Genomic DNA, 14138 nt, shown 5'->3' on the forward strand with positions numbered 1-14138 from the left:
GCACGGCGATCCCCGCCCGCCGTCCGGTGGGCGGGGTGAGTGATGACTGTCGCGCCCCTTCGCGGGAGCGGTTGCAGCCGCTTCGCCGCCGATGCCGCATCCTTGATGTGTGGAGTTCCTCGGGGACAAGTCGGTCGAGCGGGAGGGGAGGGCGCAGGAGATGAGTTCCGGCGCACCTGCTCATAACGCTTCGGTGCACAACTACGGACGCGGTGCCGCGGATCAATCGGCGCCAAGGCACCATGGACCGATGCGCGATGACAAGACGACGGTGATCGGTGCCCTCGTTCTTCGCGCGGTCGAGGGTGATGAGCAGGCCACGCACGATCTCCTGGCCCATGTGCACCCCTTGGCACTGCGTTACTGCCGTACGCGGCTCTCCCGACTGCCCGGTGACGCACGGCACTTCGTGGAGGACCTGGCGCAGGAAGTGTGTGTCGCCGTCCTTCTCGCGCTGCCGCGCTACAAGGACACGGGGCGTCCCTTCGAGGCGTTCGTCTTCGCGATCGCGGCGCACAAGGTCGCCGATCTGCAGCGTGCGGCCATGCGTCACCCCGGTTCGACTGCCGTGCCGTCGGACGAGATGCCCGAGCGGCCCGACGACTCGCTCGGCCCGGAGGAGCGCGCGCTGCTCAGCAGCGACGCCGAGTGGGCCAAGAAACTCATGGCCAACCTGCCGGAGAACCAGCGCGAGCTGCTGCTCCTGCGCATCGCGGTCGGGCTCACGGCCGAGGAGACCGGGCAGATGCTGGGCATGTCCCCGGGGGCCGTGCGGGTGGCGCAGCACCGGGCGCTGAGTCGGTTGCGGGCGCTGGCCGAGCAGTAGCGGCCGGAGACCGGTCGACGGTTGTCTTCGGCGGTCGTTCATGATGTGTGAACGTACAAACCTGGCCGATGATCTTGATCGTGGAATGAGACACCCTCGGATCCCGTTAGCATGGACATCCGCACCGATCAAGGCCATTTGGGGAAGGTGTCATGACTGCAAACGTCGACGGAGTGCCCGAGAAATTCGCGACGCTCGGGCTGACCTACGACGACGTGCTGCTGCTGCCCGGCGCGTCCGACATGGCGCCGGACCAGATCGACACTTCCTCGTTCATCTCGAAGAACGTGCGGGTGAACGTCCCGCTGCTGTCCGCGGCGATGGACAAGGTCACCGAGTCCCGCATGGCGATCGCCATGGCGCGGCAGGGTGGCGTCGGCGTGCTGCACCGCAATCTCTCCATCGCCGACCAGGCCAACCAGGTCGACCTGGTGAAGCGCTCCGAGTCCGGCATGGTCACCGACCCGATCACGGTGCACCCGGACGCGACGCTCGGCGAGGCCGACGCGATCTGCGCCAAGTTCCGCATCAGCGGCGTCCCGGTGACCGACGCGGCGGGCAAGCTGCTCGGCATCGTCACCAACCGTGACATGGCCTTCGAGTCGGACCGTACGCGCCAGGTGCGCGAGGTCATGACGCCGATGCCGCTGGTCACCGGCAAGGTCGGCATCTCCGGCGTGGACGCCATGGAGCTGCTTCGCCGCCACAAGATCGAGAAGCTTCCGCTGGTCGACGACGCGGGTGTGCTCAAGGGCCTCATCACGGTCAAGGACTTCGTCAAGGCCGAGAAGTACCCGGGCGCCGCCAAGGACAGCGAAGGCCGCCTCCTGGTAGGCGCCGCCGTCGGCGTCGCGGGTGACGCCTTCGAGCGTGCCCAGGCCCTCGTCGAGGCGGGTGTCGACTTCATCGTCGTCGACACCGCGCACGGCCACTCCCGCCTGGTCGGCGACATGGTCGCCAAGATCAAGTCCAATGCCTCCGGCGTGGACGTCATCGGCGGCAACATCGCCACGCGTGACGGTGCCAAGTCGCTCATCGACGCCGGTGTCGACGGCATCAAGGTCGGTGTCGGACCGGGCTCCATCTGTACGACGCGTGTCGTGGCCGGCATTGGTGTTCCGCAGGTCACCGCCATCTACGAAGCCTCGCTCGCCGCCAAGGAGGCCGGGGTCCCGGTCATCGGCGACGGCGGCCTGCAGTACTCGGGCGACATCGCCAAGGCGCTCGTCGCCGGCGCGGACACGGTCATGCTGGGCTCGCTGCTCGCCGGCTGCGAGGAGTCGCCGGGTGAGCTGATGTTCATCAACGGCAAGCAGTTCAAGTCGTACCGCGGCATGGGTTCGCTGGGCGCGATGCAGACGCGCGGCGACCGCAAGTCCTTCTCCAAGGACCGCTACTTCCAGGAGGGCGTCGCCTCCGACGAGAAGCTGGTGCCCGAGGGCATCGAGGGCCAGGTGCCCTACCGCGGCCCGCTCTCCTCGGTCGTGCACCAGCTGGTCGGCGGTCTGCGCCAGTCGATGTTCTACGTAGGCGGCCAGACGGTGCCGGAGCTCCAGAGGAACGGCCGTTTCGTACGGATCACCTCGGCGGGCCTCAAGGAGAGCCACCCGCACGACATCCAGATGACGGTCGAGGCGCCGAACTACACGAACAAGCGCTGACCCGAAAACGCCGCGCACGCGCGCGTGGGGGCGGCCCGGATTCCCGGGGCCGCCCCCTTGGCGTGCGTCGGGGATACTGGTACGGCAGACAGAGTGCCGAAGTGGCGAAGTAGTGCCGAAGTACCGAAGAAAGCTGAAGGGCCACCCACGTGACTGAGATCGAGATCGGGCGCGGCAAGCGCGGCCGCAGGGCGTACGCCTTCGACGACATCGCCGTCGTACCGAGCCGTCGGACCCGCGACCCGAAGGAGGTCTCGATCGCCTGGCAGATCGACGCCTACCGCTTCGAGCTGCCCTTCCTGGCCGCGCCGATGGACTCGGTCGTCTCGCCGCAGACCGCGATCCGCATCGGTGAGCTGGGTGGTCTGGGCGTACTGAACCTCGAGGGCCTGTGGACGCGGTACGAGGACCCGCAGCCGCTGCTCGACGAGATCGCCGAGCTGGACACGGACAACGCGACCCGTCGCCTCCAGGAGATCTACTCCGCGCCGATCCAGGCCGACCTGATCGGGCAGCGCATCAAGGAGGTGCGCGACTCGGGTGTCGTCACCGCCGCCGCGCTCTCCCCGCAGCGCACCGCCGAGTTCTCCAAGGCCGTCGTCGACGCCGGTGTGGACATCTTCGTGATCCGCGGGACGACCGTCTCCGCCGAGCACGTCTCCGGTGCCGCCGAGCCGCTCAACCTGAAGCAGTTCATCTACGAACTCGACGTGCCGGTCATCGTCGGTGGCTGCGCCACCTACACCGCCGCGCTGCACCTGATGCGGACCGGCGCGGCCGGTGTCCTCGTCGGCTTCGGCGGCGGCGCCGCGCACACCACGCGCAACGTCCTGGGCATCCAGGTGCCGATGGCCACCGCCGTCGCGGACGTCGCGGCCGCCCGCCGTGACTACATGGACGAGTCCGGCGGCCGGTACGTGCACGTCATCGCGGACGGCGGCGTGGGCTGGTCCGGCGACCTGCCCAAGGCCATCGCCTGCGGCGCCGACTCGGTGATGATGGGCTCCCCGCTGGCCCGCGCCACGGACGCGCCCGGCAAGGGCCACCACTGGGGCATGGAGGCCGTCCACGAGGACGTGCCGCGCGGCAAGCGCGTCGACCTCGGTGTGGTCGGCACGACCGAGGAGATCCTCACCGGTCCCTCGCACATCCCGGACGGTTCGATGAACTTCTTCGGGGCGCTGCGCCGGGCGATGGCCACGACGGGCTACAGCGAGCTCAAGGAGTTCCAGCGCGTCGAGGTGACGGTCGCGGACTCGCAGCACAAGCGGTGACGCTGCGCTGAGCAGAGCGTGTGACATATGTGGGGCCCGGACGCTGGTGCGTCCGGGCCCCACGTGTATGCCCTTGCCTAGAGACGGTGCGCGGCGCCCGCCGGGGTCGCGCCTCGGGTGTCCAGGAGCAACTGCGCCTTCACGGCCAGGCCCTGCAGGTCGTACGTGCGGTGGTGCTGGAGCAGGATCGTGAGGTCGGCGTCGGCGGCCGCTTCGTAGAGGGAGTCCGCGCGGGGGACGGGGTGGCCCAGGACGCTCCAGTTCGGGACGTAGGGGTCGTGGTAGCTGACGGCGGCGCCCAGTTCCATCAGGCGGGTCGCGATCTCCTGGGCGGGGGAGCCCTGCTGGTCGGCCAGGTCGGGCTTGTAGGTGACGCCGAGCAGCAGGACGCGGGCGCCGCGGACGGACTTGCCGTGTTCGTTGAGCAGGGTCGCCGAGCGCTGGATGACGTACTGGGGCATGCGGTCGTTGACCTGCTGGGCCAGTTCGACCATGCGCAGGGGGCGGACACCGCGGGACGGGTTGGGGATGTCCAGGGGGACGCCGTGGCCGCCGACGCCGGGTCCCGGACGGAAGGCCTGGAAGCCGAAGGGCTTGGTCTCGGCGCAGCGGATGACGTCCCACAGGTCGATGCCCAGGTCGTGGCAGAGCACGGCCATTTCGTTGACCAGCGCCATGTTCACGTGCCGGTAGTTGGTCTCCAGGAGGTGCACGGTCTCGGCCTCGCGGGGGCCACGCGCGCGTACGACCTTGTCGGTGAGGCGGCCGTAGAAGGCGGCGGCCGATTCGGTGCAGGCGGGCGTGATGCCGCCGATGACCTTGGGGGTGCCCGCGTAGCCGTGGGTGCGGTTGCCGGGGTCGAGGCGGCCGGGCGAGTAGGCGAGATGGAAGTCGCGGCCCGCGCGCAGGCCGGAGCCCGACTCCAGGATCGGGCGCAGGAATTCCTCCGTCGTGCCCGGGTACACGGGCGATTCGAGGATGACGGTGGTGTGCGGACGCAGCCGTGCGGCCAGGGCGTGCGCGGCGTCGGCCACTTGGCTCAGGTCGAGCGAGCGGTCCGCCGCCGGCGGGGTGGGCGCGCAGATGACGGCGGTGCGGACCCGGCCGAGCTCGACGGGGTCGGTGGTCGGCCTGAAGCCCCCCGAGAGCATCCGGCGGACGTCGGCGGCGGTGAGGGTGCCCTCGGCGCCGTCGCAGGGCAGGCGGCCGCCTGCCAGGTCGGTGGCGCGGACGGGGTCGTAGCCGATGGTGGCGATGCCGCCGGCGACGGCGGCCTGGGCGAGGGGCAGGCCGAGGTGGCCGAGACCGATGACGGCGAGATCTGCGGGCATGGCGGTGGGCCGTCCTCCCAATAGCCGGAGTGGGACGAGCGCGCAAGCCCTGTGGACAAGGTGGACCAGCGCAATGTCAGACTAGGAGTAAATATGACCGTTATGCGGCATTGCGTGGCGCCGGATCTTGGAGTGTTGTCCACAGGCGGCGGCCGAACTCAGCGGGCTCGACCAGAATCTGGGCATGATGTGAGCGCGACCACACCCGAAACGAAACGGGAGGCAGCGGTGAGGACAGCGACACTGGGGCCGGCGGAGCGTGCCGAGTCACTTGCGGAAATGGCCGAGCGGGAGCTGGACGTCCTGGTCGTGGGAGCGGGAGTGGTCGGCGCGGGCACCGCGCTCGACGCCGTGACCCGCGGTCTCTCCACGGGCTTGGTCGAGGCGCGGGACTGGGCGTCGGGCACGTCGAGCCGGTCGAGCAAGCTGATCCACGGCGGCCTGCGCTATCTGGAGATGCTGGACTTCGCGCTGGTGCGGGAGGCGTTGAAGGAGCGCGGCCTGCTCCTGGAGCGGCTCGCCCCGCACCTCGTGAAGCCGGTGCCGTTCCTCTACCCCTTGCAGCACAAGGGCTGGGAGCGGCTCTACGCCGGGTCGGGCGTCGCCCTGTACGACGCCATGTCGATGTCCCGCGGCCATGGCCGCGGGCTGCCGATGCACCGCCATCTGAGCCGGCGTCACGCCCTGCGCGTCGCCCCGTGCCTGAAGAAGGACGCGCTGGTCGGGGCGATGCAGTACTACGACGCGCAGATGGACGACGCCCGCTATGTGGCGACGCTGGTGCGCACGGCGGCCGCCTATGGCGCGAAGGTCGCCAACCGGGCCCGGGTGAGCGGCTTCCTGCGGGAAGGTGAGCGGGTTGTCGGTGCTCGGGTACAAGACGTCGAGGGCGGCGGGGAGTACGAGGTCCGGGCCAAGCAGATCGTGAACGCGACGGGTGTCTGGACGGACGACACCCAGGCGATGGTGGGGGAGCGGGGGCAGTTCCACGTCAGGGCGTCCAAGGGCATCCATCTGGTCGTGCCCAAGGACCGGATCAGCTCAACGACCGGGCTGATCCTGCGGACCGAGAAGAGCGTCCTCTTCGTCATTCCGTGGGGGCGGCACTGGATCGTGGGGACGACGGACACCGACTGGGACCTGGACAAGGCGCATCCGGCGGCGTCCAGCGCCGACATCGACTATCTCCTCGAGCATGTGAACTCGGTGCTCGCGGTGCCCCTCTCGCGGGACGACGTGCAAGGGGTGTACGCGGGCCTTCGGCCGCTGCTCGCCGGGGAGTCGGACGCCACGAGCAAGCTGTCGCGCGAGCACACGGTGGCGCATCCTGCGCCGGGCCTCGTGGTCGTCGCGGGCGGCAAGTACACGACGTACCGGGTGATGGCGAAGGACGCGGTGGACGAGGCGGTGCACGGCCTCGACCAGCGGGTCGCCGACTGCGTCACCGAGGACATCCCGCTCGTCGGCGCGGAGGGATACAAGGCGCTGTGGAACGCGCGCGCCAGGATCGCCGCGCGCACCGGGCTCCATGTGGTGCGCGTGGAGCATCTGTTGAACCGGTACGGCTCGCTGGCGGAGGAGGTGCTCGCGCTGGTCACCGACGATCCCTCGCTGGGCGCGCCGCTGCAGGCGGCCGACGACTATCTGCGCGCCGAGATCGTCTACGCCGCGTCGCACGAGGGGGCGCGGCACCTGGACGATGTGCTGACCCGGCGTACGCGCATCTCGATCGAGACGTTCGACCGGGGCACGCGCAGCGCACGGGAGTGCGCCGAGCTGATGGCGCCGGTGCTCGGCTGGGACAAGGACCAGGTGGAGCGGGAGGTGCAGCACTACGAGAAGCGGGTGGAGGCGGAGCGGGAGTCGCAGCGGCAGCCGGATGATTTGACGGCTGATGCGGCACGCCTTGGGGCGCCGGACATCGTGCCGCTGTAGCGCGATCGGCGACTGCCGGTGCGTCGTGGTTGCGCGCGCAGTTCCCCGCGCCCCTTCGGGGCCGCCAGGCGGCGGCGCTATGTGCAGAACTCGGCTGACAGGAGCGTGCGTTCCAGGGTCGGGTCCGCTATCCCGTCCGTGTTGACCCGGAAGGTCAGGACGCGGTCGCCGTCCCGGGTGGCGGCGGTGCGGACATAGCTGCCGGCGATGTGGCCGTTGTGGCCCCAGACCGTGGTGCCGCAGGGCAGCTTCTGCGGGTAGAGGCCCATGCCGTAGCGGCCTTGTGCGGCACGGGTGTTGAGCATCTGGCGGAGCTGGGTTGCGGGGAGCAGCCGGCCGCCCAGCAGGGCGGCGTAGAAGCGGTCCAGGTCGGCGAGGGTGGAGATCAGTTCGCCCGCGGCGCCCGCGACGCGCGGGTTGAGGGCGGTGACGTCCTCGCCCTCGCTCGTGTACGCCCGGCCGTGCGGGGAGGGGAGTGTGGTGCGGGCGCCGGGGAACGAGGTGCCGGACAGGCCGAGCGGGGTGATGATGCGGCGTGTGGCCTCGGTGGCGTACGCGTTGCCGGTGACCTGCTTGATCACCATGCCGAGCACCACGTAGTTGGTGTTGGAGTAGGACCAGCGGCCGGGTGTGGTCGCCGGCAGGGCGAGGGCGGTGCGGACCGCCTCCAGGGGAGTGACGGGGATGAGGCCTTTGGTTCCGGCGGTGTAGTCGGCGAGACCGCTCGTGTGGGTCAGCAGCGCGTGCAGGGTGAGGGTGCGGCCGTCGAGGTCGGTGTCGTCCGTGTCGTTCTCGCCGCGGATGAGGCCCGGCAGGTGGCGCTCGACGGGGTCGGACAGGGACAGGCGGCGTTCGGCGGCGAGTTGGAGGACGACCGTCGCGATGAACGTCTTGGTGATGCTGCCGGCGCGGAAGTGGTCGGTGCGGCGGATGCCGGGAGTGGAGCCGGTGGCTGAAGCCGTGCCTCCGGATGTGTCGGTGGCGCCGGCGCCAGTACCGGTTTCAGCGCTCGTATCGGTGCTGTTGTTGTCCGTGCGGGTGATGAGGGCCTTGTAGGTCTGTGTGAAGTGCCAGCGTGGGCGTTGGTCCGGTTGTTGGGCCGCCTGGGGTTCGGGCTGCCCCGGCGCTGCCGGGGGCCACGGGTCCTCGCGGGTCAACAGAGCCGCGGCCGGGGCCTTGCCTCGGGTCACCAGCAGCGGAAGAGTGACGTCCGTCGCGGGTGCCGCGGCGAGCGGCGAACTGGCGGTCGGCAGGCCGAAAAGGGCCAACGCGAGGGGTATGACCAGCAGTGTCCGCGAATTGGGCATGACCGAGCCTCCTTGTGCGAGCCCATCATGGGGGACCGTGGACCCTGGGCGTAGAGCAGTCCCCGAGTGAGGGACAATGGAGGCTCTGTCAGGGCGGGTTGCGCGGGTAGCAGCGGTAGCAGCAGAGGGGACGCATGTCGGACGCGGAGAAGACGGGCCAGTCCCGTCAGGACAAGAGCGAACGTCTCCTCTCCGGGCGCTACCGGCTGGGGGAAGTGCTCGGCCGCGGCGGAATGGGAACCGTCTGGCGCGCCAAGGACGAGACACTCGGCCGCACGGTGGCCGTGAAGGAGTTGCGCTTCCCCTCGAGCATCGACGAGGACGAGAAGCGCCGCCTGATCACGCGTACGTTGCGTGAGGCGAAGGCGATCGCGCGGATCCGCAACACCAGCGCGGTGACCGTCTACGACGTGGTCGACGAGGACGACCGCCCGTGGATCGTGATGGAGCTGGTCGAGGGCAAGTCGCTCGCCGAGGCCATTCGCGAGGACGGTCTGCTGACGCCGCGGCGAGCGGCCGAGGTCGGCCTCGCCGTGCTCGACGTACTGCGCTCAGCGCACCGCGAGGGCATCCTGCACCGTGACGTGAAGCCGTCCAACGTACTGATCGCCGAGGACGGCCGGGTCGTCCTCACAGACTTCGGTATCGCGCAGGTCGAGGGCGACCCGTCGATCACGTCCACCGGCATGCTCGTCGGCGCCCCCTCGTACATCTCGCCGGAGCGGGCGCGCGGGCACAAGCCCGGTCCCGCGGCCGACCTGTGGTCCCTCGGCGGGCTGTTGTACGCGTCGGTTGAGGGCGTGCCGCCGTACGACAAGGGGTCGGCCATCGCGACCCTCACGGCGGTGATGACGGAGGACGTCGAACAGCCGACGAACGCGGGCCCCTTGGAGAAGGTCATCTATGGCCTGCTCGCCAAGGACCCCGAGCTGCGGCTCGACGACGCGGCGGCGCGGGCGCTCCTGCTTGACGTCATTCATGCGCCCGAGGTCAAGGACGAGCCGGAGCCGGTCGAGGCGACGAAGGTGGTGCCGCTGCCGCCCGCTCCTCCGGAGAAGCGGGCGAAGGCCGCGCGGTCGCCGCGGGTGGGGATGGCGAAGCGGTTCGGCAAGGGTGGTTCCGGCCGTGGGGCCGGGGCGGCCGCAGCGGGGGCCGCGGGTGCAGCCGCAGGGTCGGCCGCGGTCGGTGCGCCGGGTAAGAAGGGCACCGACGCGCCGTCGGACGCGGCCGCTACGGCGAGTGCCACCGACACGGCGGCGGCCGGCAAGTCGGGCGATGTGTCCACGGCTTCGGACGCCGCGGACTCCGGCGCGGGAGCGGGCACCTCTGGGGCCGGCTCCGCAGGCAAGGGCAAGAAGTCCGAGGAAGCGGCGGAGCGGCTGCGCGGCGCGCTTCAGTCGGTGCGGAAGGCGGCGGCGACGGCCGCCGCGGCGGCGTCCACGCGGGGCGCGGCGACGAACGCGGGCACGGCGGCCGGGCACCCGGAAGGCGCCCCGCCGGTTCCCGCGGCACCGCCGCGCGGGCCTGCCAAGGCCTCGGCCTCGCTCACCGATGTGGTGCCCCGGCGCACGCTCGTGATCATCTCGGTGGTCGTCGTGCTCGCGGTGCTCGGGACCGTGCTTGCCCTGGCGCTCGGCGGCGGGGACGACGGCGGTGCGCGGGACAGCAAGGGCGGCGACAAGGCCGCGTCCAGCGGGGCGACCGCGGGCGGCGGCGAGAAGGACCCGGAGAAGGACGGCGGCGCCGGGCAGGACGGCGGCGCCGAGAAGGAGAAGGACAAGGGCAAGGAGGGCTCGGGAGCGGGCACCGACCCCGCGTCCGACGCCGGTGAGGGCCAAGACCCGGGTACGGGCGACGACGGCGGCAAGGAGCCGGACGACGGCGCCGATTCGACGTACAAGCACTCCCAGGGATTCGCGATCGGGCTGCCGAAGGGCTGGAAGTACCAGTCCACGGCGATCGCGGGCGCCCGCTTCAGCGGGCCCGACGGGCAGAAGCTCCTGATCGGCTGGACGACGACGCCCAAGGACGACCCGGTCGCCGACTGGAAGAACCAGGAGTCGGGCATGGTCCGGTCCCAGTACAAGCGGATCCGGATAGAGAAGGTCGGCTTCCGCGGCTGGAACACGGCTGACTGGGAGTTCACGTACGTCGACGGCGGCACGAAGTACCGGTCGATAGACCGTGGGTTCGTCGTCAACGGCGGTCTGGGCTACGGGATGATGTACACCGCGAAGGCCGACGACTGGGACAGCGACCGGCGCAAGGACACGTGGCGGACCTTCACGCGGACGTTCGAGCCGAAGAAGTAGCCGACCGGGGCGGAGTCGGGGTGGGAGGTGGCACCTCCATCTCCCCGGCTCGCTGTTCTGTGAGATCTCGCATCCCCTCAATGCGCTTCGGCTCCGGCACGTATCGTGAGTACTTGCGGACCGTACGCAGCCGCAACAGGGCGTAAGACGAACGGAATTGACCACCGGGCGGACGGGGGAGGCGTCGTGGACGAATACGCGGGGCGGGTACTCGCCGACCGCTATCGCCTGCCGTTGCCTCCGGCGGATGAGTACGAACTCGCCGAGACCCGTGCCTTCGACACCTACAGCGGGCAGGAAGTCCTGGTCAGGCAGGTGCCGTTGCCCGAGGTCGTCGACGCGGAGGTGCTCGAGCTCGACGAGCGTGACTTTCCCGACGGGGAGTTGCCCGAGGGGTTCGTGAGCGCGGGGGCGGTGCGGCGGCCGTCGGCGCGTACGACGCGCAGGCCGTCGGATCCGGCGGTGCGGCGTGCGATCGAGGCCGCGCAGGCCGCCGCGCAGATTCCCGACCATCCGCGGCTCGACCAGGTCTTCGACGTGTTCGCCGAGGGCGGTTCGTTGTGGATAGTCAGCGAGTTGGTGGCGGCGAGGCCGCTGGCCGCGCTGCTTGCGGAGCGTCCGCTGAGTCCCTATCGCGCGGCGGAGGTCGCGTCGGACGTGGTGACGGCGCTGCGGGTGCTGCACGCGCACGGCTGGGTGCACCGCAACATCACGGCGCGCACGGTGCTGGTCTGCGACGACGGCCGGGTGGTCCTGACGGGCCTGGCGGCGGGCGCGGCGGAAGAGGCACTGTGCGGCTACGACCCGCGCCCCGAGGAGGTCCTCGGGGGCTTCGAGGCCGACGGCTCTGCGGCTGCCGCGGATGCGACGGACGATGAGGGTGGGTACGCGGAGATAGAGCCCGGCGGTGGGGGCTCCGACGCCGACGAGACTCCCGAGGAGCCGGCCGCCGAGCCCGAGTCTCAACTGGATGTGCGGGCGGCGCGGGCCGGTGCGATAGCCGCGTATCGCGCCGGGACGCGGGCCGCGGCGCGGCTGAGCGAGGGCGAGGTGCCGGGGCCGCGGGGCGGCGGCGCTTCGGGTGAGGCCGGGCGGCGCGACGGTTTCGAGGCGTACGACGGTGAAGGCTCGGACGGATACGGCGCGGACGGATACGGCTCGCGCCGGTACGGCGGTGGCGAAAGCGGCGGCGGCGAAGCCGATGTGGCCGGGCGGATCCTGGACCCCTACGGCGTCGCGGGCACGAAGCCGTGGCATGGGGCGGTGCCCAGGGGCGGCGGCGAGGTGTCCCGTCGCGAGGGGCAGGGGGGCGCTCCGCAGCGTGGCGGCCCCGGTAGTCCGGCGCCGGGGCATGGGATTCCGGGCCAGGCGTCGGGTCGCGGTGTTTCTGGGGCTGAGCCGGGGCGTGGTGAGTTGGGTCGTGGTGGCTCCGGTTCCGCGTCGGGTTATGGGGCTTCTGGTTCCGGGGCGGGTCGCGGTGTTCCTGGATCTGCACCGGGCCGCGGTGAGTTGAGTCGTGGTGGTCCCGGTTCCGCGCCGGGCCGCGGTGAGTTGAGCCACGGAGCTCCCAGCCCCGCTTCGAGCCGGGGCGAACTGGGCCACGGCAGTCCCGGTTCTACCCCGCCCCGCGGCGAACTGGGCCACGGCGGTCCCGCTTCCACGCAGCCCCGCGGCGAGCTGAGCCACGGCGTTCCCGGTTCCACCCCGCCCCGCGGCGAGCTGCGCCACGGTGCGCGAGGCCGGGTGTCCGCCCCTGGTGGCGCCGCCTCCAGCCCGAACCCCGGTCCCTCGACCCCCGGCCCCCGCAGCCCCCACACCCCCGACTCCGCCCCCAGCCCCGGCAATTCCGGGCACACCTACTGGGACGCTCTCGTCGCCGAGCGCAGTGGCGCCCGGCGTGGACCCGCCACCGCCTTGGCCGCCGAGCGGGCCCGGCATGCGCGGATGACCGTGGTGGGGGCTGTCACTGAGCGGTGGGCGCCCGAGCAGGCCGGGCCCGTGCATGAGAACTGGCAGCTTGCCGCGCCCATCGGGCCCGCCACGGACCTGTGGGCGCTTGGCGCGTTGCTGTTCCGTGCCGTGCAGGGCCATGCGCCGTACCCGGAAGAGAGCACGTTCGAGCTCGTCCAGCTGGTCTGCGCCGAGCCGCCCGCCTTCGCCGAGGAGTGCGGTCCGCTCCGGCCAGTGGTCGAGTCGCTGCTGCGGCAGGACCCGACCGAGCGGCTCGACTTCGAGGAACTGAACGGCTGGCTGCGGTCGTTGGTCCGCTCGGCGCCCGAGCCGGAGGCCGGTGCGAACGTCGTGCCCGCGCCGCCGTTCGACGCCCGACGGCTGCCCATCCTGCGTCGCCGTGGCGAGGTCGTGCGCCGCCGCCGCGCCGCCGCTCAGGCCGCCGCCGTGTCGCGGCAGAACGGGCGGCACAAGCACAAGGCTGGGTCCAAGGCCGGGTCCAAGGCCAAGGGCAGGGCCAACCCCCAGCGGGGGCGCGAGAGCAGGGCCGCGATGCCGGCGGCCGCTCCGCCGCCCAGACGTGCCACCGCGCCGCGCCAACCGCGCAGCGGCGCGGGACAGCGGCCGCGCTCCCTGGGGCGCGTACTGCTCCTGCTCATCCTCGTCGGCCTCGTCGCGGCAGTCGCGTACGCGATGGTCTTCATGCCGAAGTCGGGGGAGAGGGAAGGCGGCGACAGCGGGCGGGCCGGTTCCGCGGGGGACGTCGGGAGCAGTCAGGCGCCGACCCCTGACAGCAGTTCCAGTGCGCGGCCGGGCCAGGACGGAAAGCCGGACAACTCCGGTGAGCCGAGCGACAAGCCGGAGAAGAGCCCGAGTTCGGAGCAGCCGCAGACCAGCGGGCCCGAAGTGCCGCAGGGCTTCACGCTCCGCAAGGACGCCGAGGGCTTCCGGGTGGCCGTCGCCAGCGGCTGGGACCGGCAGCCCAAGAACGGGCGCGGGCAGGTCCTTTACACCCACGGCGACTTCCAGCTGATCGTCGTGCCGGGGCGGGACGGCACGGACGAGTACGGCAGCGATCCCATGAAGTACCAGCGGGAGCACGAGCGGGAGCTGCAGCCGTTCCGCGACTCGACGTGGGCCACGTCCAGCGGGATGCGCACCGTGGACGTGGGCGGGCGGACCATGGCCGAGGGGCAGTTCACCTGGCAGGACGCGGAGGGACGCGAGATCTTCGTACGCAATCTCGCGATGCCCGTCGGCGGGAAGTACCACGTCGTGCAGCTCCGGGGTCCTGAGGCCGAGCGGGACGAGGTGACGCGGCTCTTCGAGCAGGCGTCGGCGACGTATCAGGTCGCCGACTGACCTTCCAGGCGCGGAAGTTGACCGTTCGTGACCAGTGCTTTCGGGCGTCCGGCCGACGCGCAAGGCGGCGCGCCCACAGTGCGTGAAGCGTCACAGTGCGATCTCCGTGCACCCCCGAAGGTTCCCTGTACGCTGCCCCCTCCCTAATCTTGGCCCTGTCAAGAACAATGATGGGGAATC

Annotated in this window: 8 protein-coding genes; 6 read left to right on the top strand and 2 right to left on the bottom strand. The window is 71.2% G+C overall.

The features are described 5' to 3' along the window. Positions 1-250 precede the first annotated feature (250 nt). The 3 genes from OG453_RS21985 (at position 251) to OG453_RS21995 (ending at position 3761) form a co-directional block, all read left to right on the top strand. Complete coding sequence (locus OG453_RS21985; RefSeq protein ID WP_055549856.1) at positions 251-826, top strand: sigma-70 family RNA polymerase sigma factor; 576 nt, start codon at positions 251-253, stop codon at positions 824-826. 152 nt (positions 827-978) lie between these two features. Continuing rightward, positions 979-2487: an IMP dehydrogenase gene (gene guaB, locus OG453_RS21990; protein WP_266870044.1), complete on the top strand. Its 1509-nt coding sequence runs from the start codon at positions 979-981 to the stop codon at positions 2485-2487. Between the two features lie 149 nt (positions 2488-2636). Then, positions 2637-3761 carry a GuaB3 family IMP dehydrogenase-related protein gene (locus OG453_RS21995; RefSeq protein ID WP_266870046.1) on the top strand — a complete coding sequence of 375 codons (1125 nt, stop codon included), beginning with the start codon at positions 2637-2639 and terminating at the stop codon, positions 3759-3761. Positions 3762-3838: 77 nt separating this feature from the next. Here OG453_RS21995 and OG453_RS22000 read toward each other — a convergent pair whose 3' ends face one another. Continuing rightward, positions 3839-5092: a nucleotide sugar dehydrogenase gene (locus OG453_RS22000; RefSeq protein ID WP_266870047.1), complete on the bottom strand. Its 1254-nt coding sequence runs from the start codon at positions 5090-5092 to the stop codon at positions 3839-3841. Between the two features lie 228 nt (positions 5093-5320). Here OG453_RS22000 and OG453_RS22005 point away from each other — a divergent pair, with 228 nt between their 5' ends. Continuing rightward, on the top strand, positions 5321-7027 hold the full coding sequence (locus OG453_RS22005) for a glycerol-3-phosphate dehydrogenase/oxidase (protein ID WP_266870049.1): 1707 nt from the start codon (positions 5321-5323) through the stop codon (positions 7025-7027). Between the two features lie 77 nt (positions 7028-7104). Here OG453_RS22005 and OG453_RS22010 read toward each other — a convergent pair whose 3' ends face one another. Then, on the bottom strand, positions 7105-8334 hold the full coding sequence (locus tag OG453_RS22010) for a serine hydrolase (protein WP_266870051.1): 1230 nt from the start codon (positions 8332-8334) through the stop codon (positions 7105-7107). A 134-nt stretch (positions 8335-8468) separates the two neighbouring features. Here OG453_RS22010 and OG453_RS22015 point away from each other — a divergent pair, with 134 nt between their 5' ends. Further along, a complete protein-coding gene (locus OG453_RS22015) occupies positions 8469-10646 on the top strand; it encodes a serine/threonine-protein kinase (RefSeq protein WP_266870053.1) in 2178 nt (725 codons plus the stop codon). Positions 10647-10832: 186 nt separating this feature from the next. Continuing rightward, positions 10833-13958, top strand: a complete 3126-nt coding sequence (locus OG453_RS22020; protein ID WP_266870055.1) for a protein kinase — start codon at positions 10833-10835, stop codon at positions 13956-13958. Positions 13959-14138 lie beyond the last annotated feature (180 nt).

Source organism: Streptomyces sp. NBC_01381 (assembly GCF_026340305.1).
Lineage (GTDB): Bacteria > Actinomycetota > Actinomycetes > Streptomycetales > Streptomycetaceae > Streptomyces.

Coding starts and splice junctions, on each gene's coding strand:
- OG453_RS22015 (WP_266870053.1), top strand. CDS start 8,469: ATGTCGGACGCGGAGAAGACGGGCCAGTCCCGTCAGGACAAGAGCGAA.
- OG453_RS21985 (WP_055549856.1), top strand. CDS start 251: ATGCGCGATGACAAGACGACGGTGATCGGTGCCCTCGTTCTTCGCGCG.
- guaB (WP_266870044.1), top strand. CDS start 979: ATGACTGCAAACGTCGACGGAGTGCCCGAGAAATTCGCGACGCTCGGG.
- OG453_RS22000 (WP_266870047.1), bottom strand. CDS start 5,092: ATGCCCGCAGATCTCGCCGTCATCGGTCTCGGCCACCTCGGCCTGCCC.
- OG453_RS22010 (WP_266870051.1), bottom strand. CDS start 8,334: ATGCCCAATTCGCGGACACTGCTGGTCATACCCCTCGCGTTGGCCCTT.